The organism is Paenibacillus turicensis (genome assembly GCF_017873435.1).
Classification (GTDB): domain Bacteria; phylum Bacillota; class Bacilli; order Paenibacillales; family Paenibacillaceae; genus Fontibacillus; species Fontibacillus turicensis.
On the sequence record NZ_JAGGKG010000003.1, the window covers coordinates 317,232 to 339,724 of the forward strand.

The 22,493-nt window shown below is 41.0% G+C and carries 21 protein-coding genes; 19 read left to right on the top strand and 2 right to left on the bottom strand.

Annotated elements, in window-relative coordinates:
* Positions 1–30 precede the first annotated feature (30 nt).
* Complete coding sequence (locus J2Z32_RS05470; RefSeq protein ID WP_245251210.1) at positions 31–891, bottom strand: RCC1 domain-containing protein; 861 nt, start codon at positions 889–891, stop codon at positions 31–33.
* Between the two features lie 977 nt (positions 892–1,868).
* Between J2Z32_RS05470 and J2Z32_RS05475 the strand changes: the two genes are divergently transcribed.
* From J2Z32_RS05475 to spoVM, 16 genes are all read left to right on the top strand, one after another.
* The gene (locus J2Z32_RS05475) at positions 1,869–3,845 is read left to right on the top strand and encodes a bifunctional homocysteine S-methyltransferase/methylenetetrahydrofolate reductase (RefSeq protein ID WP_210088152.1); all 1,977 of its coding nucleotides are present in this window, start codon (positions 1,869–1,871) and stop codon (positions 3,843–3,845) included.
* Positions 3,846–3,955: 110 nt separating this feature from the next.
* Positions 3,956–4,837 (top strand): YicC/YloC family endoribonuclease, encoded by an 882-nt coding sequence (locus tag J2Z32_RS05480; RefSeq protein ID WP_210088153.1) that lies wholly within the window; start codon positions 3,956–3,958, stop codon positions 4,835–4,837.
* A 44-nt stretch (positions 4,838–4,881) separates the two neighbouring features.
* On the top strand, positions 4,882–5,142 hold the full coding sequence (remA, locus tag J2Z32_RS05485; protein WP_044479181.1) for an extracellular matrix/biofilm regulator RemA: 261 nt from the start codon (positions 4,882–4,884) through the stop codon (positions 5,140–5,142).
* A gap of 13 nt (positions 5,143–5,155) precedes the next feature.
* A complete protein-coding gene (gene gmk / locus J2Z32_RS05490) occupies positions 5,156–5,734 on the top strand; it encodes a guanylate kinase (RefSeq protein ID WP_210088154.1) in 579 nt (192 codons plus the stop codon).
* A gap of 93 nt (positions 5,735–5,827) precedes the next feature.
* Positions 5,828–6,055: a DNA-directed RNA polymerase subunit omega gene (gene rpoZ / locus J2Z32_RS05495; protein ID WP_210088155.1), complete on the top strand. Its 228-nt coding sequence runs from the start codon at positions 5,828–5,830 to the stop codon at positions 6,053–6,055.
* A 156-nt stretch (positions 6,056–6,211) separates the two neighbouring features.
* Positions 6,212–7,429 carry a bifunctional phosphopantothenoylcysteine decarboxylase/phosphopantothenate--cysteine ligase CoaBC gene (gene coaBC, locus J2Z32_RS05500; protein ID WP_210088156.1) on the top strand — a complete coding sequence of 406 codons (1,218 nt, stop codon included), beginning with the start codon at positions 6,212–6,214 and terminating at the stop codon, positions 7,427–7,429.
* Positions 7,426–9,981: a primosomal protein N' gene (priA, locus tag J2Z32_RS05505; protein ID WP_210088157.1), complete on the top strand. Its 2,556-nt coding sequence runs from the start codon at positions 7,426–7,428 to the stop codon at positions 9,979–9,981. Before coaBC ends, priA begins: the two co-directional genes overlap by 4 nt.
* Positions 9,982–10,059: 78 nt before the next feature.
* Positions 10,060–10,542 (top strand): peptide deformylase, encoded by a 483-nt coding sequence (def, locus tag J2Z32_RS05510; protein WP_210088158.1) that lies wholly within the window; start codon positions 10,060–10,062, stop codon positions 10,540–10,542.
* A 19-nt stretch (positions 10,543–10,561) separates the two neighbouring features.
* Complete coding sequence (gene fmt / locus J2Z32_RS05515) at positions 10,562–11,509, top strand: methionyl-tRNA formyltransferase (protein ID WP_210088159.1); 948 nt, start codon at positions 10,562–10,564, stop codon at positions 11,507–11,509.
* Complete coding sequence (rsmB, locus tag J2Z32_RS05520) at positions 11,506–12,888, top strand: 16S rRNA (cytosine(967)-C(5))-methyltransferase RsmB (protein ID WP_210088160.1); 1,383 nt, start codon at positions 11,506–11,508, stop codon at positions 12,886–12,888. The genes fmt and rsmB overlap by 4 nt, the downstream gene beginning before the upstream one ends.
* Positions 12,889–13,121: 233 nt before the next feature.
* Positions 13,122–14,174, top strand: a complete 1,053-nt coding sequence (rlmN, locus tag J2Z32_RS05525; protein ID WP_210088161.1) for a dual-specificity RNA methyltransferase RlmN — start codon at positions 13,122–13,124, stop codon at positions 14,172–14,174.
* Positions 14,175–14,180: 6 nt separating this feature from the next.
* Positions 14,181–14,954, top strand: coding sequence for a Stp1/IreP family PP2C-type Ser/Thr phosphatase (locus J2Z32_RS05530; RefSeq protein WP_210088162.1), 774 nt, complete (start codon positions 14,181–14,183; stop codon positions 14,952–14,954).
* The gene (pknB, locus tag J2Z32_RS05535) at positions 14,951–17,020 is read left to right on the top strand and encodes a Stk1 family PASTA domain-containing Ser/Thr kinase (RefSeq protein WP_210088163.1); all 2,070 of its coding nucleotides are present in this window, start codon (positions 14,951–14,953) and stop codon (positions 17,018–17,020) included. The genes J2Z32_RS05530 and pknB overlap by 4 nt, the downstream gene beginning before the upstream one ends.
* A 32-nt stretch (positions 17,021–17,052) precedes the next feature.
* Positions 17,053–17,961: a ribosome small subunit-dependent GTPase A gene (gene rsgA / locus J2Z32_RS05540; RefSeq protein ID WP_210088164.1), complete on the top strand. Its 909-nt coding sequence runs from the start codon at positions 17,053–17,055 to the stop codon at positions 17,959–17,961.
* Between the two features lie 4 nt (positions 17,962–17,965).
* Positions 17,966–18,634, top strand: coding sequence for a ribulose-phosphate 3-epimerase (gene rpe / locus J2Z32_RS05545; RefSeq protein ID WP_210088165.1), 669 nt, complete (start codon positions 17,966–17,968; stop codon positions 18,632–18,634).
* Positions 18,635–18,834: 200 nt separating this feature from the next.
* The gene (spoVM, locus tag J2Z32_RS05550; RefSeq protein WP_210088197.1) at positions 18,835–18,915 is read left to right on the top strand and encodes a stage V sporulation protein SpoVM; all 81 of its coding nucleotides are present in this window, start codon (positions 18,835–18,837) and stop codon (positions 18,913–18,915) included.
* An 83-nt stretch (positions 18,916–18,998) separates the two neighbouring features.
* On the opposite strand, the gene rpmB is transcribed toward spoVM, so the two are convergent.
* Complete coding sequence (rpmB, locus tag J2Z32_RS05555; RefSeq protein WP_210088166.1) at positions 18,999–19,187, bottom strand: 50S ribosomal protein L28; 189 nt, start codon at positions 19,185–19,187, stop codon at positions 18,999–19,001.
* A 234-nt stretch (positions 19,188–19,421) separates the two neighbouring features.
* Between rpmB and J2Z32_RS05560 the strand changes: the two genes are divergently transcribed.
* Genes J2Z32_RS05560 through J2Z32_RS05570 form a run of 3 tightly spaced genes read left to right on the top strand, consistent with a single transcriptional unit; the run spans position 19,422 to position 22,485 of the window.
* Positions 19,422–19,781, top strand: coding sequence for an Asp23/Gls24 family envelope stress response protein (locus J2Z32_RS05560; protein ID WP_210088167.1), 360 nt, complete (start codon positions 19,422–19,424; stop codon positions 19,779–19,781).
* A 15-nt stretch (positions 19,782–19,796) separates the two neighbouring features.
* Entirely contained in the window at positions 19,797–21,569 is a 1,773-nt protein-coding gene (locus J2Z32_RS05565) for a DAK2 domain-containing protein (protein WP_210088168.1), read from the top strand.
* Positions 21,570–21,615: 46 nt separating this feature from the next.
* A complete protein-coding gene (locus tag J2Z32_RS05570; protein ID WP_210088169.1) occupies positions 21,616–22,485 on the top strand; it encodes a DegV family protein in 870 nt (289 codons plus the stop codon).
* Positions 22,486–22,493 lie beyond the last annotated feature (8 nt).

Below are 22,493 nucleotides of genomic sequence, written 5' to 3' on the forward strand. Positions count from 1 at the left end.
TTTTTGAATAATAAAATAGTTACCAACAGGCTAGATCAGGCTATCGTATAAATTCCAACTACTCACATTGCATTGACCGTACTCATTGTTACCGACAGCTATCATTGACCCATCTTTCTTAAGTCCAACCGTATGAGTGCAGCCTCCAGAAATCGCAACAACATTACGCCAGTCAGTTACATTACATTGGGAATACTTATCCGACCCCGTAGCTACTACACTTCCATCCGATTTAAGACCTATTGTATGATAGCTACCTGCTGCTACCGCTATAATATCACGCCAACCGTCCACAGCACATTGTCCTTCGCTCTTGCGACCAGTTGTAACCACTGTACCATCTGCCTTTAGGCCAACTGTATGAAGATAACCTGTTGCAACTGAGACAATATCATGCCAGTCGTTGATATCACATTGTCCAGCTCCATTATTACCAGCCGCAACGACCGTACCCTCCGTTTTCAAGCCAATAGTATGCCAGTCACCAGAGGAAATCATCACAATGTTATTCCAATCCTTTACGTCACATTGTCCTTCATTTTTGCGGCCCACGGCTAATGCTGTACCATCTGACCTAAGGCCGATAGTATAGCGCCAACCCGCTGTAACTGCAACAATATCGTGCCAGTCAGTTACATTACATTGCCCTTGATTATTCCATCCCACAGCGATCACAGTCCCATCAGCTTTAAGACCAACTGTATGGGCTTTACCTGTATTGTTCGCCTTATGTACATTGCCAACCGCTACCGACACAATATCACGCCAGTCATTTACATTGCATTGACCACAGTTATTATCGCCAACAGCGAGTACCGTTCCATCAGATTTAAGTGCAACGGTATGATTACGCCCTGCTACTATGGTAGAACGAGGCCATAATTGATTCATCATCCCACCTTCACCCTTAAAAATATCTTCTCATTATATTAATACAACGCTCAAAGACGTTACAGCAATACTTTTAAATTTGAGCAGTGCATCTACAGCACTGCCTTCAAATATATCAATTCCTCCAATAAAGGGGATTGCACCTTATTTGAAATCAGTGCTACAACCAGCCAAACACAGCGGAGGAGCAAAGTGATTCTGAAGAGAGTCTTTAAAAATGGCTTCTCCCAAAAATATATACAAAGATGAAAAGAAGCCAGTTTTAACAACGACCGCAAGAACACTTTGCCCCGAAGCTACCACCTCCATACGTTGCAGCACTACTTTTAAATTTGAGCAGTGCGCCTACAGCACTGCCTTCAAATATATGAATTCCCCCAGTAAAGGGAATTGCCCCTTATATGAAATCAGTGCTGCAACCAGCCAAACACAGCGGAGGAGCAAAGTGATTCTGAAGAGAGTCTTTAAAAATGGCTTCTCCCAAAAATATATACAAAGATGAAAAGAAGCCAGTTTTAACAACGACCGCAAGAACACTTTGTACCGAGCCCGCCTCCCAGGCGTTGCAACAATGCTTTTGTATTTGAGCAGTGCGCTTACAGCACTGCCTTCAAATATATGAATTCCCCGAATAAAGGGGATTGCACCTTATATGAAATCAGTGCTGCAACCAGCCAAACACAGCGGAGGAGCAAAGTGATTCTGAAGGTCGTCTTTAAAAATGGCTTCTCCCAAAAATATATACAAAGATGAAAAGAGGCCAGTTTTAACAACGACCGCAAGAACACTTTGCCCCGAAGCTACCACCTCCATACGTTGCAGCACTGATTTCAACTCCGAGCAATGCACTTTACTCCCCCCCTGTCAAGTACTTTATTTTGATACCCAATTCTAGTTTATTACTATTATCCCACTGCGATTAACTTGAATTATACTTTTGGTAATTCAGGATTCTTGGTGAAGGGATGGTAGGTCAAATGAAATTGGATTTGCGTACAAAGCTTAGCCAAGAGGTGCTCATTGGCGACGGTGCTATGGGGACATATTTATATCACTTAGGTTTTCCAGTAGGGATTTCTTTTGAAGAATTTAATTTGATACAGCCTTATGTAATTACAGAAGTGCATCGGCAATATATACAAGCAGGAGCGAATTTGCTTGAAACAAATACATTTTCAGCAAATTATTTTAAGCTGTCTAAGTTTGGTTTAGAAGATAAGGTCAACGAAATCAATCGTGCAGCCGTGAGACTTGCAAGACAGGCAGCAGCAAACGCCAATCAGGATATTTATATTGCAGGCGCAGTTGGTTCTATTCGAGGGGGCAAACGGATTGATTTAACCGCTAAAGAGCTGGGGCTCTATTATGAGCAGCAAATGAGTGCGTTATTATTAGAGCAAGTTGATGCACTACTATTAGAAACATTTTATGATCTCGATGAAATTCGGATTGCTTTGAAAAAGGCGCGCCTCTTAACCGATATCCCCGTCATATGTCAGTTTGCAGTAGATCAGGTGGGGCGTACGCTTGATGGCTACAGTATTGACGAGGCATATCAAATTTTAGCTCAAGAGGGCGCAGATGTATTAGGTTTTAACTGCCATTCTGGTCCAAAAGGCATTATGTCTGTGCTGGAGCGTTTGCAGGAGCCACCGCAAGTCCCTTATTCCATTTTTCCAAATGCAGGCTTGGCGGATTATATTGATGGTGAATACGTTTATGGAGCGACACCTCAATATTTTGGTGATACTGCGCTTGAGTTCGTAGAGTATGGTGTGCGTTTAATTGGGGGTTGCTGCGGGACAACGCCGGAGCATATTGCCAAAATAGCTCAAAAGCTCAATGGATATGACCCTATTCCTTTATCTAAAATTCAAGAGAAATTTAAGCTACAAAAAGAAAAAGAACAAGAAAAGCAAAAAGAAGATGAATTAGCCCAAGCTTCAGCTACAAGTATAGAGATTAGAAATGAAGCCTCATCAAGCTGTGCTTGTGGCGGTCATGGGGATGGACCGGATCATGGACACTATGATCATCGTACTTTGGTGGATTTAGTGAAGGAGCGACATACGATCATTGTTGAGCTAGATCCGCCACGTGACCTCAATATAGGTAAGTTTATGGCTGGAGCCAGTGCATTAAAAGATGCAGGTGTTGATGCTGTCACATTAGCGGATAATTCTTTGGCGGTGACTCGTATGAGTAATATGGCATTAGGTCATTTGGTGCAAGCTCAGACGGGGATAAGACCCATCGTGCATATCGCTTGTCGGGATCGAAATTTAATTGGAACTCAATCTCATATGATGGGGTTTGATGCACTTGGTATTCATCATGTGCTTGCAGTGACTGGTGATCCTGCACGGTTTGGTGATCTTCCTGGCGCTAGCTCAGTGTACGATATGACCTCTTTTGAAATGATTCGGATGATTAAGCAGCTAAATGAGGGTATTGGATTTTCAGGTAACCCGCTTAAACAAAATGCTAAATTTGTAGTAGGTACAGCTTTTAATCCCAATGTCAAACATTTGGATAAGGCGGTACAACGTTTAGAAAAGAAAATTGCTGCTGGCGCGGATTACGTAATGACACAGCCTGTTTATGATGTAAAGCTAATCGAACAAATCAAAATTGCAACAGCTCATTTGAATATTCCTGTATTTATAGGTATTATGCCGCTAGCAAGTGGCAAAAATGCTGAATATCTGCATAATGAGGTTCCAGGCATCCAACTATCTGATCAAATTCGTCACCGTATGAGTGGTTTACAAGGAGAGGTTGGACGACAAGTTGGGATCGATATTGCAAAGGAACTATTAGATGTAGCTATACAGCACTTTAAAGGAATTTATTTAATCACACCGTTTATGTTCTATGAAATGAACGTCGTTCTTACAAAATATATTGAGGAAAAAGTGGGAAGATCAGTAGCAGACAAGAGGCTCAAAGTGTAAATTAGGTCACAGGTTCATGTTGTAGCTTAAAATTGAGGTTGAAAAAGGGGGGACAATACTTGTCTCCTTTTCGATAATCAATTACAATAGGGTAACGGATGTGATGCATTTTGACTCACAGTATGACTGGATATGGTGGAGCTACCAAAAGATATGGTGGGTTCATCATTCAATTTGAAATAAAGTCTGTCAACCATAGGTATGGAGAAGTTGTAATCCGAATGCCTAGAGAATGGACGTGTTATGAGGACGGACTTCGTCGTCTAGTACTAAGTCATGTTAAGCGTGGTCGGATCGATGTCTTTATTAATAAAGAACATGAGGACCATACGTCTCCACTTAGACTTAATAGGCCTGTTTTAGAAGCGTATATTAAAGCTGCTTCTGAAATTGGGGTGAAGTATGGCACTGATCCCACTATGACTACTGCAGATTTGCTGTCATTGCCAGATGTGATGACTGTAGATTCTAGTGTACAAGGTATGGAACTATCCGAAGCATTAGAGCACAAATTGCAGGAAGGACTTAGTGAGGCAATACAGGGTCTTGTTCTCATGCGGGAGCAAGAGGGGACTCATCTTGCACAAGATATCGCTAATCATCTTACTAGACTCGAAGAAATACACGCTGAACTCATTACATTAGCGCCAGAGGTCGTAAAGGATTACCGCAGTCGGCTAGAAGGTCGTCTGTCAGAATTAATGGAAGGTGTTCTTGATGAGCAAAGGTTTGCAATGGAGGTTGCAATTTTTGCTGATCGATCTAATGTAGATGAAGAGCTAATCCGACTCAAAAGTCATTTTGAGCAATGCCGCGGGCTGCTCCAATCCTGTGAACCTGTTGGACGCAAGCTTGATTTTCTGATTCAGGAAATGAATCGGGAGACCAATACGATAGGATCAAAAGCGAATCATCTAGCTCTGGTCAATCGTGTCGTCGAAATGAAAGCGGAACTTGAGAAAATCCGCGAGCAGGCGGCGAATATTGAGTAATATGCTATTAAGGATTCGGTAAAATTAGGGGGAGCAACCTGAACATGGCAATTAAACTTATAAACATTGGCTTTGGAAATATTGTATCTGCGAATCGCATTATTTCTATTGTGAGTCCAGAATCAGCACCAATTAAACGAATTATTCAGGAAGCCAGAGATCGTCATATGCTCATTGATGCGACATATGGCAGACGTACGCGTGCGGTAATTATTACAGATAGTGATCATGTGATTTTATCTGCAGTGCAGCCTGAGACGGTAGCGCACCGTTTATCAGCTAAAGATGATGACAACGATGAATAAAATGGAGAGTATCATGTCAAAAGGGTTATTAATTGTATTATCAGGTCCATCAGGTGTGGGAAAAGGAACAGTGTGCAGCAAATTAAGACAACGTTTGCCTGAGCTCGTATATTCTGTTTCTGCTACTACGCGTAGCCCTCGGCTCGGTGAGGAGCATGGGGTTAATTATTTCTTTAAAACAAGAGAGCAATTTCTTGATATGATCGAAAACGATCAGCTTTTAGAATACGCTGAATATGTCAATAATTTTTATGGTACTCCGCGTGATTTTGTAGAGCAAACAATTAATGCGGGTAAAGATATCATTTTGGAAATTGAAGTTCAGGGTGCGCTAAAAGTGAAGGAAAAATTCCCACAAGGAATTTTTGTGTTTTTGTTGCCGCCTTCTCTTGATGAGCTTAAAGATCGTATCGAAGGTCGTGGCACAGAAAATAAAGCAACAATTGATCATCGAATGATGGTTGCTGCAGATGAGATTAGCTTAATCGAGCATTATGATTATGCTGTTGTTAATGATGAAATTGATTTGGCATGTGAGCGAATTCAATCCATTATTGTTGCAGAACATTGCAAGGTGAGAAAAAGTCAATAAAAAGATCGCAAAATAACATTACATATTAGGCTCAATCAACAATAGACCATATATGTTCTTCGTTATTAAGAATGCAAAGAAGAGGTGTATCATATGTTGTATCCATCAATCGACAAGATGCTTGGTAAGGTAGGAAGTAAATATTCTTTGGTTGTTGCTGCTTCACGTAGAGCTAGACAATTGAAGGAAGGCGAAAAAAGCGAGCTTCAGAATCCAAAGTCACATAAGCAAGTTGGTTTTGCTTTAGAAGAAATTTATGGGGACTACGTTAAAATCAAAAGAGATGATCATGGCGATCTATTGATTAACGAAGAAGAATAGTAAAATAATTGATAGCTCACAACAACCTCTTTTGTGATTGAACATAGGGGGTTGTTATTTTTTTAAGGTATAATAGTTAAGCAAACCGTGTGTTGGAACACAAGTGATTCTGGTATTATTATTTATCTATCCTGCTGTAGAAAGCGAGGGATTATTATGTTAACTGGTAAAAAAATATTGTTAGGTGTTACTGGTGGGATTGCAGCCTTTAAAGCCGCAGCGCTTTGTAGTCAGCTTGTTAAAAAAGGTGCTGAGGTTCAGGTCATTATGACGAAATCGGCAACTGAGTTTATTACACCGCTGACGATGCAGGCATTATCTAAAAATCCAGTTTATCATGATACATTTGATGAAAAAAATCCGAGAACGATTGCACATATAAATTTAGCAGATTGGGCCGATTTAGTGCTTATTGCCCCTGCTACTGCAAATATTATTGGTAAAATGACAGCAGGGCTTGCGGATGATATGTTATCTACCACACTGCTTGCGACAGAGGCGCCGATTATGCTTGCCCCTGCGATGAATGTACATATGTATGCTCACCCCGCAGTGATGCGAAACATGTCAGAGCTAGTATCTCGTGGCGTGATGATGATTGAGCCTGGTGAGGGCTTGTTAGCCTGTGGTTATACTGGTAAGGGAAGATTAGAAGAGCCAGAAACGATCATACAAGTGGTGGAGCGATATTTTAACAATGAACAAAAACGACATCAGCTGCTTGATGGCAAAAAGGTCGTAATTACCGCTGGAGGAACGATTGAAAGATTGGATCCTGTTCGCTTTATTTCCAATGATTCATCTGGCAAAATGGGCTTTGCTTTAGCTAGAGTAGCGCGCCAGTTAGGCGCAGAGGTAACGTTGGTTGTAGCTAATACACAAGTAGCTCCACCTGCGGGGATAAAGGTCATATCAGTAGAATCTGCACAGCAAATGTATGAGGCAGTGCTTGGGTTATGGTCAACGACAGACATAGTAATTAAAGCCGCTGCAGTTGCAGATTATCGACCTAAAGTCATAAACCCTACTAAAATAAAAAAACAAGGGCAAACGATGACGCTTGAGCTTGTTAAAAATATAGATATTTTAGAAACGTTAGGTTCTCAAAAGACATCACAATTTTTAATTGGTTTTGCAGCAGAAACTAATGATCTTGAACATTATGCTATGGACAAGCTCAGACGCAAAAATTGTGATTTATTAATTGCAAATGACGTTAGCGTGTCAGGGGCTGGGTTTGGTACTGACACCAATATTGTTCATATTTATGATGCACAAGGGTTAGTTACAGCCTTGCCATTGTTGTCTAAGGATGAGGTTGCAATGCAAATATTAGAGCTTACTGCACAGCGTTTAGGTGGAGCTAATCAATGAGTGCGACAAGTTTAACAACATATACAACTTATAATGTAGTCAAGGTGATCGTGGATGTTCCTAGCCGAGCAACGAATAGACCTTTTGACTATTTAGTGCCAGCGGAGATGTTGGCATGGATACAGGTTGGAAGCCGAGTGGCAGTGCCCTTTGGACCACGTACGGTTCAGGGGTTTGTCATTTCTATACATGAGCAGACAGAATTAAATTACGCCAAAATGAAATATGTTCAAGAGCTACTAGATGTAATGCCACCATTGTCTACCGACCTTGTTGAGCTCGCTGTTTGGATGAGTCGTTATTATGCCTGTTCGATTATTTCTGCACTAAATGTGATGATTCCAGCAAGTCTAAAGGGGAAAGCGGAAAAATACATTCAACTTAACCCTGATTATGAGGATGATGAGAGTGACAATGGCTTATTTGGGACAAGAGAGCTTCTTACAGACAACGAAAAAAAACTACTACAAGAAATAAAGCAACAAGGCTCTGTGGTCATGTCACAGTTATTTTCACGATATCCAGATGAAGCGGCATTTATTAAGTCCATGCTTGAAAAAGGTATTTTGTCACAAACCCAAGTCATTAAGGATAAAATACGTATTAAAAAGGTGAAAACAGTTGTAGCTACTGTATCGGGGGAAGATGCCGAGCAAGCTTTACAATCTTTTAATGCTAAAGCACAACGACAAAAGGAAGTGCTTCAGTTTTTGCTAGAGACTGGAGTCACGTTACCGATGCAGGAAGTGTTAACAACATTAAAGGTAACAACAGCAACTGTGAAAAAACTGGAGGAAAAAGGTTTTGTTGAGATTGAAGAAAAGGAAGTTTTTCGTGATCCATACAAGGGGAGACATTTTAAGCATACAACACCGCTAGAGCGTACAGCGGAGCAACAGATTGTGTATGAGGCATTAACAGGTGCGCTTGACTCCACCTCACATGCTGTTTATTTATTGCATGGGGTAACTGGAAGTGGCAAAACAGAAGTGTACCTACAGACCATTCAGCGTTGCATTGAGCTTGGACGTGAGGCGATTGTGCTTGTGCCCGAAATTTCATTAACCCCTCAAATGGTAGAGCGTTTTAAAGGACGTTTTGGTAATTTAGTGGCGGTATTACACAGTCGACTATCTAATGGAGAACGTTATGATGAATGGCGCAAAATTCGGGAGGGGCGCGTCAAAGTAGCAGTTGGTGCGCGGTCTGCGGTGTTTGCTCCATTTTCTAATTTAGGACTCATAGTTATGGATGAGGAGCATGAAACTTCATACAAACAAGAAGAGACACCAAAGTACCATGCTAGAGATGTAGCTGTACGAAGAGCAATGCAGCATCAAGCTGTTGTTATTTTAGGGTCTGCGACGCCTTCACTTGAAAGTTATTTTGCCGCTCGATCTAAATCCAATCCTGACTTTTCTCCTTATTTGCTAGAAATGCAGCAACGTGCATCTGGCAGTTCTTTACCAGGTGTGCAAATTATTGATATGCGTAATGAATTAAAGGCTGGCAATCGCTCGATGTTTAGCCGCAGTTTGCATCAAGGTATTGCTGGCAGATTAGAACGTGGAGAACAGACCGTATTGTTTCTGAATCGGCGTGGACATTCTACTTTTGTAATGTGTCGTAGCTGTGGTTATGTTGCAGGTTGTCCTGAATGTGATATTTCATTAACTTATCATCAAAAAGCAAATAATGTACGTTGTCATTATTGTGGTCATGCGGAGCCTGCCCCTGCAATTTGTCCTGAGTGTGGCAGTGAGCATATAAGATATTTTGGAACAGGAACACAACGCGTAGAAGAGGAATTAGGTAAGCTGTTTCCGGGGATTAGTATTATTCGTATGGATGTGGACACAACCTCTGAAAAAGGGTCACATGAGAAGTTGCTTACTGCTTTTCGGGAAAAAAAGGCACAGGTGTTATTAGGCACTCAAATGGTTGCAAAAGGGCTCGATTTTCCGGATGTGACATTAGTGGGTGTAATTGCGGCAGATACTGCTCTTCATTTTCCTGACTTTCGTTCCGCGGAGAAAACATTTCAGCTATTAACACAGGTTGCAGGAAGGGCGGGTCGACATCAATTGCCGGGTGAGGTGATTATACAAACCTATGTGCCTGAGCATTATTCGGTTATCCATGCAAGTCATCATGATTATTTATCATTTGTGCGAGAAGAGCTGACACATCGTAGAGCGCTGTATTATCCGCCATATAGTCGTCTTGTTTTAATTACGTTGTCGCATGAGCAGTTGCCTGTGTTATTGCGTAAGTCTGAAAATTTAGTACTAGAGCTTAAAGGTCAAGCGCAAAAATTAGGTTGGTACGGCAGTATGGATAAATTCAGTTCAGAGGCGTTGGAAATTCTTGGTCCTGTTGCTTCGCCTGTACCACGTATAAAAAATCGTTATCGATTCCAATGTGTGGTCAAATTTAGAGGTGATTTAAACGTAACGGAGCTGATCGAATTAACCGTTACAAAGTTGTTAGAAGAATCAAAAGATAATTTATTTCAAATTAGTATAGATGTAGATCCGCAAATGCTTATGTAGAAAATGTAAGTGAAATAGCTAGCTATGGAGCTTGAGAAAAATGAAAATCATGATGATTGATAAAGGAAGGTGTACCGTATGGCATTACGTATTATTGTTATAGAACCAGATGAGGTATTGCATCAGGTCGCAAAAGAAGTTAAAAAAATAACACCCAATATCGGAAAACTACTCACAGATATGGCTGAGACAATGTATGATGCAGAGGGTGTTGGACTTGCCGCGCCACAAATCGGCATTTTAAAACGAGTGATTGTGATTGATGTTGGGGATGAGCATGGGTTAATTGAGCTTATTAATCCTGAAATCGTATCTAGTGAAGGGGAACAGTTTGGACCAGAGGGTTGCCTGAGTATTCCTAACTACAGAGGGGATGTTAGGCGGGCACAAACCGTTACTGTTAAAGGACTAGACCGTAACGGAAAGGAAGTTACTTATACGGGAAGCGATTTGTTAGCGAGAGCGTTCCAGCATGAAATTGACCATTTAAATGGAGTTTTATATACAGATCTTGCTGAAAGAGTATATGAAATAACGGCTGAAGGTGAAGAAAAAAAGTAAGGAAAGAGGTGGATTTAATATGAATATTGTGTTTATGGGTACACCTGCCTTTGCAGTACCATCCTTAGAATTGCTGCTTGAAAAGGGCTACAACGTGGTTGGTGTCGTGACACAGCCTGACCGCCCTCAGGGACGTAAAAAGGTCTTGATGCCAACGCCTGTAAAGGAAGCTGCATTGCGCCATGGCCTACCAGTTATGCAGCCAGAAAAGCTTCGTCATGCTGAAGCGGTAGCGGAGCTGGCAGCGTGGAAGCCGGATTTGATTGTTACGGCGGCCTTTGGACAAATTTTGCCTAAAGCTGTGCTTGATCTTCCTGTTTATGGCTGTTTAAATGTACACGGCTCTTTATTGCCTAAATATCGTGGAGGCGCTCCGATTCAGCGTTCTATTATTAATGGAGAATCTGAGACAGGTGTTACGTTAATGTATATGGCAGAAGGATTAGATACAGGTGATATGATCGCTACTGCTAGCATTCCAATTACAGATGAAGATAACTCAGGTACGATTTTTGAAAAGCTAAGCCATGTTGGAGCTAAGCTACTCATTGAACAGCTTCCTGACATTATTGCAGGCAAAGCGCCACGCACTCCGCAAAATGATGAGGAGTCCACATATGCCAAAAACTTATCCAGAGAAGATGAAAAAATAAATTGGGCAGCTAGCTCAACAAGTATTTTTAACCAGATTAGAGGGCTTTCTCCTTTCTCAGGTGGCTTTACAATGTGGAATAATGAAGTGTTTAAGGTGTGGGAGGTCCAAAATCCTAAGCATGTCACTAGCTCTAATACGGACTTGAGTTATAAACCTGGCACTGTAATCGGGCTTACAAAAGAGGGGATTGAGGTTGGCACTGGCGATGGTTCAGTTTTTTTAACAAAAGTACAGCCAGCCGGTAAAAAGGCGATGGATGCGACCCAATTTATGCTTGGTGGTGTCATGAAGAAAGGGACGGTATTGTTATGAGTAAGGCAACCCGTCTGAGATTTCCTTTAACTGCTCGTGGCGTGGCGCTTCAGGTGCTCACTAGTGTAGAGCAGGAAGGGGCGTATAGCAACCTGCAACTAAATGAAGCATTACAACGTGCTGATTTATCTGGTTCAGATAGTGGTCTAGCCACGGAATTAGTATACGGTACAATTTCACGAAGAAATACGATCGACTATTTTTTGAATCAATATGTGCAAAAGGGAGTTGGTAAGCTAGAGATTTGGGTGCGGAATTTACTCAGACTTAGCTTCTACCAAATCTATTATTTAGATCGTATCCCTGACCATGCGACAGTAAGTGAAGCGGTGAAAATTGCTAAAAAGCTAGGACACCAAGGAATTTCAGGCATGGTCAACGGTGTACTACGTAACATTTTGCGAAATGCAGATAAGCTAGTTGTGCCAGCAAATCTTCCTACTGTGTCGCAAATTGCATTAGAGCATTCTCACCCAGAATGGTTAGTTGAAAAGTGGGTGAATTGGCTTGGGGAAGAAAAGACGGCTGACATTTGTCAAGCAAACAATGTTCCTCCTGCTAATAGCGTTAGAGTAAATACGACAGTCATCACAAGGGACAAGCTCATTGAGGAAATGAAAGCTGCGGGATTAGATGCTGTACCTTCAAAGCTTGCACAAGATGGAATTGTGGTGCGTAGTGGCGGAAATATGGCGTTAACCTCATGGTATACGGATGGATTGTTATCCGTTCAGGATGAAAGCTCCATGCTAGTAGCCGAGGCTCTAGACGTTAAATCAAATATGAAGGTGTTAGATTGTTGTGCTGCTCCAGGTGGTAAAAGCTGTCATATCGCAGAGAGACTTGAGGGAACTGGGCAAGTGGTTGCCAATGATGTCCATCCGCATAAAGCAAAATTAATAGAGGATCAGGCAAAACGGCTTGGTTTAAAGCAAGTGGAGTGCCAGATTAGTGATGCGATGGATTTAAATCATCAATTTGCTAAGGAATCCTTTGAGCGTATCCTCCTAGATGCCCCGTGCTCTGGGTTAGGTGTCATCCGTCGTAAGCCAGATTTAAAATGGGTAAAAACAGAGGAGGATATTGCTAATATTGCTCAGCTCCAAGCGGAGCTGCTCCATGCCGTTTCTGAGTTATTGAAGCCTGGTGGCATACTGGTATATAGCACCTGCACAATGGAGCCAAGTGAAAATAATGAGGTTGTGAGTACGTTTTTAAGTCAGCATCCCGATTTCTCATTAGAAATGGAGCCATTTTTGTCACAGCTTCCAGCCGTGCATCAGGAATATCAAAATCCAGCTAAACAAGGATTTCAAATATTTCCAGATGATTATCATTCAGACGGATTTTATATTTCACGATTACGCAAAAAGGCTTAAAACTGTATATAAAATACAAGCCTAGAGGGCAATCGCTAACGAAATGATTAGGCTTTATGATTTCATTTTCATTAGCGATTGCCCTTTACAATGTGCAGTAAAACTTGAACTCTATGAAAACATGAAGTAATATCAATACTGCAATAAAGTTTTAGTGCTATTATGTTTTATGGTAAAATGGAAAGAATGAATGTGATAGCACATACGATATATTATAAGACAGGTGTGTGAAGATGAAACCTTTTATATACGACTACACGATGGAAGAGTTACAAGAATGGGCAGTAAGCCAAGGGGAGCCAGCATTTCGCGGTAGCCAAATCTTTGATTGGCTTTATGTGAAGCGAGTAGATTCCTTTGAGCAAATGAGTAACCTTTCCAAAGCATTACGACAAAAGCTTGATGATAGCTTTTCTTTTGTGCTTTTAAAAGAAATTGCTAAATATGAGTCTTCAGATGGAACAGTGAAATTTTTATTTGGACTTCATGATGATCATGGGATTGAGACGGTTGTAATGAAGCACAACTATGGCAACAGTATTTGTGTAACGACACAAGTTGGTTGTCGTGTTGGTTGTACTTTTTGTGCCTCTACCCTTGGTGGGTTGAAGCGTAACCTTACTGCAGGTGAGATTGTTGCGCAGGTTGTACAGGCTCAACGCATTTTAGATGCTCGTGGTGAGAGAGTAAGCAGCATCGTTATTATGGGTACAGGTGAACCGTTTGAAAATTATGATGCAACGATGAACTTTTTGCGGATTATGATTCATGAAAAGGGCTTAAATATTGGACAACGTCATATTACCGTTTCAACAAGTGGGATTGTACCAAGTATTTATAAATTTGCTGATGAGGGCACTCAAATAAATCTAGCGATTTCAATCCATGCTCCAAATGATGCTTTGCGTTCGAAGCTAATGCCAGTTAACCGTCGTTATCCTTTTAACGATGTAATTGAATCCTTAAATTACTATATTGCTAAAACAGGAAGAAGAATTACATTTGAGTATGCATTAATTAATGGTGTAAATGATAGACCTGAACATGCAAAGGAACTCGCTGAGGTGATTAAAGGAATGAGCATGTCCAGTCACGTGAACCTTATTCCTGTTAACCATGTTCCAGAACGCAAATATGTTAGAACTTCGAGAAATGATATTTTTAATTTCCAACGTGTGTTGACGGATGCGGGTATTAATGTAACGATCCGTCGTGAGCAAGGGCATGACATTGCAGCAGCCTGTGGTCAATTACGGGCGAAGCATATGGAGTCTGGTACGAGGTGATAATAGTTGATTAGAACAGTTCATGTAAGTGATGTAGGCTTAGTACGTTCTGTGAATGAGGATACTGCGTGGACCCAGCAATTAGCTCATGGGCTTACGCTTGGTATTGTTGCCGATGGTATGGGCGGTCATCAAGCTGGTGATGTTGCGAGTAAGCTTGCTGTAGAGACGATCGTTAATGATTTAAGTGAAATAAGTAATGATGTATCATTGCAAGAATGCGAGATTGCACTTAAGGAAGCTATTATTCATGCCAATGAAGTTGTTTACCGTAGAGCACAGCAGTATGAAGAATATCGTAATATGGGGACAACCGTCGTAGCTGCACTTTTAAAAGGGCAGGGTGGAATTATTGGTCATATTGGGGATAGTAGAGCATATTTATATCGTCAAGAGAAAATAGAGCAACTAACAGAAGATCATTCACTTGTTAATATGTTATTAAAAAACAAACAAATTAGCGCCGAAGAAGCAAGTGTACATCCTCGGCGTAACGTATTAACAAGAGCACTTGGAACTGATAAAGAAGTTATCGTAGATATGGATTATATCACTTTAGAGCTGGGGGATACCCTTGTTATTTGCAGTGACGGTCTAAGTAACTTCGTTACAACAGAGCAAATGATAGATACCCTTGGCAATACATTGCTTTCACTACAAAGCCGAGCAGATACCTTGCTTCAGCTAGCTTTGGAAGCAGGTGGCGAAGACAATATTACGGTTGTCTTAGTTGAGCTTGGTGAAGATACCGGGTCAAGTACAAAGGAGTTGAAAGCATGATTGGACATGAATTAGGCGGTCGTTATCACATTCTTGAACAAGTTGGTGGCGGTGGAATGGCGCTTGTGTATAAAGCACATGACATTCTTCTAAACCGTAATGTAGCCATTAAGGTGCTTAGACAACAATTTGTAAATGATGAGGAATTTATTAGACGTTTCCGTAGGGAAGCACAATCCGCAGCCTCCTTGTCACATTCTAACATTGTTAGTGTATATGATGTAGGACAAGAAGATGAGATTCACTATATCGTAATGGAGTATATTGAGGGACAAAATCTTAATGAGATTATTAAAGAAAGAGCACCGATGCAGGTGGAAGAAGCGGTACGTATTGCTTCACAAATTGCAGATGCACTAGACCATGCACATCATAATGACATTATTCATCGTGATATTAAACCTCATAATATTTTAATTGGAAGGAACGGTCGTGTGAAGGTAACGGATTTTGGGATTGCTCGTGCAGTCACCTCATCCACAATTACACAGACAGGTTCTGTCGTTGGTTCAGTTCATTATTTCTCACCTGAGCATGCAAAGGGCGTTGCTACTGGAGAAAAGTCAGATCTCTACTCACTTGGAATCGTATTATACCAAATGCTAACAGGGCGGCTTCCATTTTTAGGGGAAAGTCCAATTAGTGTTGCCTTAAAACATTTACAAGAGCAATTTGAAGAACCACGAGTGGTTAATCCATTAATCCCACAAAGTGTTGAAAATATTATTTTAAAATCGATGCGTAAAAATCCTGGTGAACGTTACAATTCTGCTCGTGAAATGTTGAGAGATCTGGAAACCTGCTTGTTGCCAGAGCGGCGGATTGAACCTAAATTATTTTTTGAGCAAGAAAGTGATGAAGACAGCACTAGAGTTGTGCCAGCAATTAAATCACAAAGCTCAGTATATACAGGACCACCATCAAAGCTATCGCGAGATGTACCGAATGGTGAAGAGTTTGAAAGTAAAAAGGATAAAAAGGCTAATAAAAATAAAGCAATCTTATGGGTCAGCTTAACTGCGATTTTATTAGTGGCTATCATTTCTGTGGCTTGGTACGTCAATAAAGTATTAACTGTTGCTGAAGTACCTATTCCTAACGTAGTTAACTTAGAAGAAAAGGCTGCGATTTTAAAGCTGTCTGAAAGTGGGCTTAAGGTCGGAGAAATTGTTAGGGAATATAAAGATGGTTTTGATGAGGGTATCGTGTATGAACAAGATAAGCCAGAGGGCACGCTAGTGAAGGAAGGCTCTACCGTAGATTTGAAGGTGAGTACCGCCAAGCCTACCACTAAAATGATCTCGGTGGTTGGTGAAACCTATGATGATGCTGTGAGTAAGCTTGTGGGCCTTGAAATTGATAAATCAAACATTAGTAAAACCGAGCAAGCTAGTGATACCGTAGAGGAAGGCAAAGTGATTGAGCAGACACCTTCGCCAGACAGTGAATTTGATCCTCAATCAGTCAAGGTTGTTCTTATTGTTAGTAAAGGCAAAGAAAATGTTAATATGATTAATCTGATCGGGATGACGCAGGAAAAAGCAGAGGCAGAACTTAAGGAATTGAACCTAAAACTGTCTAAGGATGGAATTAAATATGAATCCAGCTTTGATAAAAAAGAAGGGCAAGTCATAGATCAATGGCCATTCAAAGCGGGAGACCCTGTTACTCCAGGCTCAGAAGTAATTTTGACCGTCAGCTCGGGTTATCCACCTGAAGCCTTTGAATACAAGTTTAGCTTCCCTGTTGCCCCTGCCACTGAGGGTAAAAAGAGTAAAATTAAAATCACATTTGACGATGCCCGTGGTGAAAAGCAGGATTGGGGAACAAAAACAATTTCTAGCGTAGAGACGTTATCAGTCGATATGATTTTAGCGCCAAATAAAAATGGGGTTGTCACTGTAACACGTGATGGACAATACTTGGATTCTTATCCTGTATCCTATATTGATGCTAAACAAGGGACTGTACCTATTCCACAAATACCTGGGACAGAGACACCACCTGATAGTGGTGGCGACTCGCCAAGCAACAATGAAGAGCCACCGGCAAATACAAATGGTTGATAAACTATGAAATTTGAAAGTGAGGCTGAATTATGCCTGAGGGCCTGATTGTTAAGGCGCTGAGTGGATATTATTATGTGAAGCCTGACGCCGCGGCAGAGGACGATACAGTCCAATGCCGTGGGCGAGGCATCTTAAAGAAGCAAGGTGTGACTCCGTTGGTGGGAGATCATGTTATCTTTACACATACTGAGAATGGAGAAGGCATTTTAGAGCAACTACAGCCTAGAACTACGGCCTTAATCCGTCCGCCTGTTGCTAACGCAGAGCTAGCAGTTTTGTTGTTTTCAGTCAAAGAACCTGATTTAAACCTACAACTTTTGGATAAATTTCTGGTTCATATTGAACATGCAGGATTGAAGGTGCTCATTTGTTTAACAAAAGAGGACTTGCTTCAGGAAGATAATGATGAGAAGGAAAATGCACTCACCACACAAGTAGAGCAGATGTATAAGGAAATTGGTTACGATGTCATTGTGACTAGCTCTGTATCTGGACTTGGAACTGAGGATATCAAGAAGAAATTACAAAATAAAATTAGTGTTTTTTCAGGTCAATCTGGGGTAGGGAAGTCCTCCTTGTTAAATGCTATTGTTCCTGAGTTAGCACTAGAAACTGGAATTATAAGTATGAAGCTAGGACGTGGTAAGCATACGACTCGTCATGTTGAATTAATTTCACTTGGCAATGGAGGATATGTTGCGGACACGCCTGGATTTAGTCAGCTTGACTTTTTAGAGCTAGGTGTAGAAGAGTTGTCTAGTTGCTTCCCTGAATTTGTTGCTTACGAAGAGCAATGTAAATTTAGAGGCTGTAGCCACCTTCATGAGCCTGGCTGTAGAGTGAGACAAGCCTTAGAAGAAAATAAAATTATGCAAAGTCGTTATGAGCATTATGTTCAATTCCATGAGGAAATGAAAGAAAAAAAACGGAGGTATTAACTTCATGAATAACATCTATATTGCACCCTCAATTTTATCTGCTGATTTTTCAAAATTAGGTATGGAAGTAAATGATGTACAGCAAGGTGGGGCTGATTGGTTACATATTGACGTGATGGACGGGCATTTTGTGCCTAATTTAACGTTTGGTCCATTAGTAGTGGATGCAATTGCACCTCATACAAATATCCCGCTTGATGTACACTTAATGATCGAAAATCCAGATATGTACATTCCGTTTTTTGCTAAGGCTGGCGCACATGTCATTACGGTTCATGCCGAAGCTTGTCCACATCTACATCGTACAATTCATCATATTAAGGAACTTAATGTTAAGGCAGGGGTGGCGATTAATCCAGCGACGCCAGTTTCGGCAATTAGTGAGATTTTAGATCAAGTTGATTTAGTGCTTGTGATGACTGTAAACCCAGGCTTTGGTGGTCAATCCTTTATTCCAGCGACATTACGTAAAATTGAGCAGTTACAGCAATATAAAGCAGAGCATCCTGAGCATCAGTTCCATATCGAGGTAGACGGTGGTATTACTGCCCAGACGGCGCCTTTGGTGGTTAAGGCTGGTGCTGATGTATTAGTCGCAGGAAGTGCTGTGTTTGGTCGTGAGGACCGACAGCAAGCGATGGCTGAAATTCGTAATAGTGTGACAAGCGTATAAATTTAGTAATAAACTCTATAATAAACAAATAACTAAATTCTAATGTCATAGGTGTTACATCCTACGCATACAATGGGTTACATGAGAGGTTCTCATGTAGCCCTTTTTTTATAATTTACTTTTGTTGTACAAATACACAAGGTGAAGTCTAGCAACATATGATGAAAGTGAAGGCATGAGAATGACAGGGAGGGTAAATCATGAAATTTTACACATTCAAGCTGCCTAAGTTTCTTGGAGGTTTTGTCAGAGCGGTCCTTAATACGTTTCATAAAAATTAAACAGTGGGATACTGGGCATAATCTGGACACCAAAAAAGCACCTCAAATTATTCAAGGTGCTTTTTGTCTATATGCTTATTTCATTACACGCGAGTCACTTTACCGGATTTCAAAGCCCGAGTGCTGACGTATACGCGTTTTGGTTTACCGTCTACCAAGATCCGGACCTTTTGTACATTGACACCCCAAGAACGACGATTACGGTTGTTAGCATGGGAGACATGGTTACCAGTACCTGGAGTTTTTCCAGTCACATAACATTTGCGAGACATTCATTACACCTCCTGTTCAATACACCTATCTTGAAAATAACAGTTAACTAAGTTAAATGTGCCCAGTTATTGTTCAAAACAATACTATAATATAATATCATAGTAAAAAATCTGTCGTCAACCAATGATTTTACTTTATTTCTATCTCTGTCACCTTCTTTTATTTATTTCTTAGTACTCTTATAGTACAATATGGTGTAGTCCATAATAATTTCATAAGGAGGAATGTGAGGCGTGACGGTACAAATGAATACGGAACATGGAAGTATCCATATTTCGGAGGACGTCATTGCAAGGATCGCCGGATCGGCCGCCATGGAGTGTTATGGACTGGTAGGAATGGCAAGCCGAAGTCAAGTGAAGGATGGAATTGCCGAATTACTCGGGCGTGATAATTTAACCCGGGGTGTGGAAGTGAACCTCGATAATACCGGGTTACTTATATCTCTTTATATTATAGTAAGTTATGGTACGAAAATACTTGAGGTTGCACACAACATACAAAAAAAAGTGAAATATGAATTTCATGAAATTACCGGACTTAATGTTGAAAAAATCAATGTTATTGTTCAAGGTGTACGTGTATCAAGCTAGGAAGGGGAATCCTCATTGAGTAAGCGTTCTCTAAATGGAGCAGATTTTAATGAAATGGTATTAGCTGGTGCAGCAAGACTAGCCCAGCAAGCAGAGCATGTAAATGCTTTAAATGTTTTCCCAGTCCCTGATGGGGATACGGGAACAAATATGAATTTAACGATGACTGCAGGCGTAACCGAATTGAAAAGTAACGGCACTGGTGGTGTAGGTAGCTTAGCATCTACATTATCCAAAGGGTTGCTAATGGGAGCTAGAGGAAACTCAGGCGTTATTTTGTCTCAGCTATTTCGGGGATTCAGTAGATATGCAGCCTCTTATGAAGAGCTAAATACAGTTCAGTTTGCTGCTGCCCTTCAAAGTGGAGTCGACACAGCTTATAAAGCCGTAGTCAAACCTGTGGAAGGTACAATTTTGACCGTTGCTAAAGAGGCAGCTAAACATGCTGTTTATTTGGCAAGAAGAACAAACGATATTGAAGAGCTGATGGTATCTGTTTTAGCAAAAGCAAAAGAAGCCTTGGCAAGCACACCAGACCTATTACCTGTCTTAAAGCAAGTTGGGGTTGTGGATTCAGGTGGACAAGGCCTCGTATACATTTACGAAGGGTTTGTAGCTGTTCTTACTAAAAGAACTGTTGCCTCTATGCCTCGATCAGCGGTACCACATACGATTGTTGAGGAGAAGCAGCCCGTTGTTCCAGTAGCTATAACTAAGCTAGACATTCCGATGTCTGCGCAAGCTAAGCTGGATACACAGGATATTGAGTTTTTGTATGACATGGAATTTTTTATTCATCGTGGCTTAGGATCACCTTTAGAAAAAAACTTTAACGAAGAAGCATTCCGCCAAGCATTAGCAGTAAATGGAGATTCTATTATTGTTATTGCAGATGATGAAATCGTGAAGGTGCATGTTCATTCAAAACAACCAGGTGAAGTATTAAACTTGGCGCTTCGTTATGGTGAAATTACACAAATTCATATTTTAAATATGCGCGAACAGCATCGCGATTTGTTAACAGCAGGGATGGATGGTGCGCCAATGCCTGAATTATTTGCCGATATTCCTGCACAAGTTGCGCAAGTATCGGAATCAGCAGAGCTACCCGCACATGAATTAGCTCCTTACGGGTTAATTGCAGTTTCTTCTGGACAAGGCATCGCTAACATTTTTGAAAGTCTTGGTGTAGATGTTGTTTTGTCAGGTGGGCAAACGATGAATCCAAGTACAGAGGATTTTGTAAAGGCGATACATTCGATATCTGCAGAGCATATTTTTATTTTACCTAATAATTCCAATATTATTTTAGCTGCACAGCAAGCTAGGGATTTGCTTGAGGGAGAACGTCAGGTTACGGTCATTCCAAGTAAAAGCATTCCACAGGGGATGGCGGCAGCGTTTGCTTATCAAGAGGATGAAAGTGTGCAAAACAATACTGAAGTGATGCTTGAGGCTGTTGGTCGTGTTAAAACAGGACAAGTTACCACTGCAGTTCGTGATACAGTGTTTGACGATTTACAAATTAAAGAAGGTCATTATATCGGCATTGCAGATTCAAAAATTGTATCCACTGATGCTGAGTTGTTAACTACAAGCCAAGCCTTGTTAGCTTCGATGCTACAAGGTGGCGATGAAATTTTAACTATTTTAAGTGGCCAAGATGCACAAAATAACGTCACAGAATCATTGATAAATTGGGTAAGCGAAAACTATGCTGATGTTGAAGTGGAAGTCCATGAAGGTGGACAACCGATTTACTTTTATTTATTTTCTGTTGAATCCTAAACTCCCCCTTACTTAGGGATTGATGAACACAAAGAGGAGGTGCTTTATGATGATGCCAATCATAATGGCAGATAGCACTGCTGACATTCCAGAAGCACTTGTAAAGGAATATGGAATTCATATTGTGCCCATGAGTTTAGTCTTTGGTGAGGAGTCTTATGTAGAGGGAATTGATATTACAGTTTCTCAGTTTTATGCAAAACTAGCAGAATCGAAAGTGCTCCCTTCCACTTCACAAACCTCGCCTTCACAATATGTGGAGGTATACCGCAAGCTATTAAGTGAAAATAATAATGCACCAATTATATCTATTCATCTCTCCTCAGGGATGAGTGGCACCTTTCAAGCAGCACGCTTAGCTCATAGCATGCTGGAGGAAGAGCTTGGACATGCAGTTGATATCACTGTCATTGATTCATTGTGTGCAACCTATGGCTTTGGACTTCAAGTTGTTCATGCAGCACGTCTTGCGAAGCAAGGCTTACCTGTGGCGCAGATTGAAGAGGAAGTAATAAAGCTTGGCAAGCAACGTCGTCTATACTTTCTTGTGGACACATTAGAATATTTACAGAAGGGTGGACGAATTGGTAAGGCGGCGGCAGTATTAGGTACGTTGCTTAATATTAAGCCAATCCTTTCAGTGGATCAGGAAGGTGTCATTTACGCTGTAGACAAAGCAAGGGGCTCCAAACGTGCAACTGCACGTGCTATTGAGTTGTTTATTAAAGATTTTGGCGATCAGCGTGATATTAATATCGCAGTATGTGATGCTGTGAATCCAGAAGGCGCACAGCAATTTCTTGAAGCAATGGCACAGCACTTTACACTTCATGAGGTTGTCCGCACAAATATTGGGGCCGTAGTTGGTTCACATGTTGGTGCAGGTACTCTAGCTGTATTTGTGTGGCCAGCATAAAGTGAGGG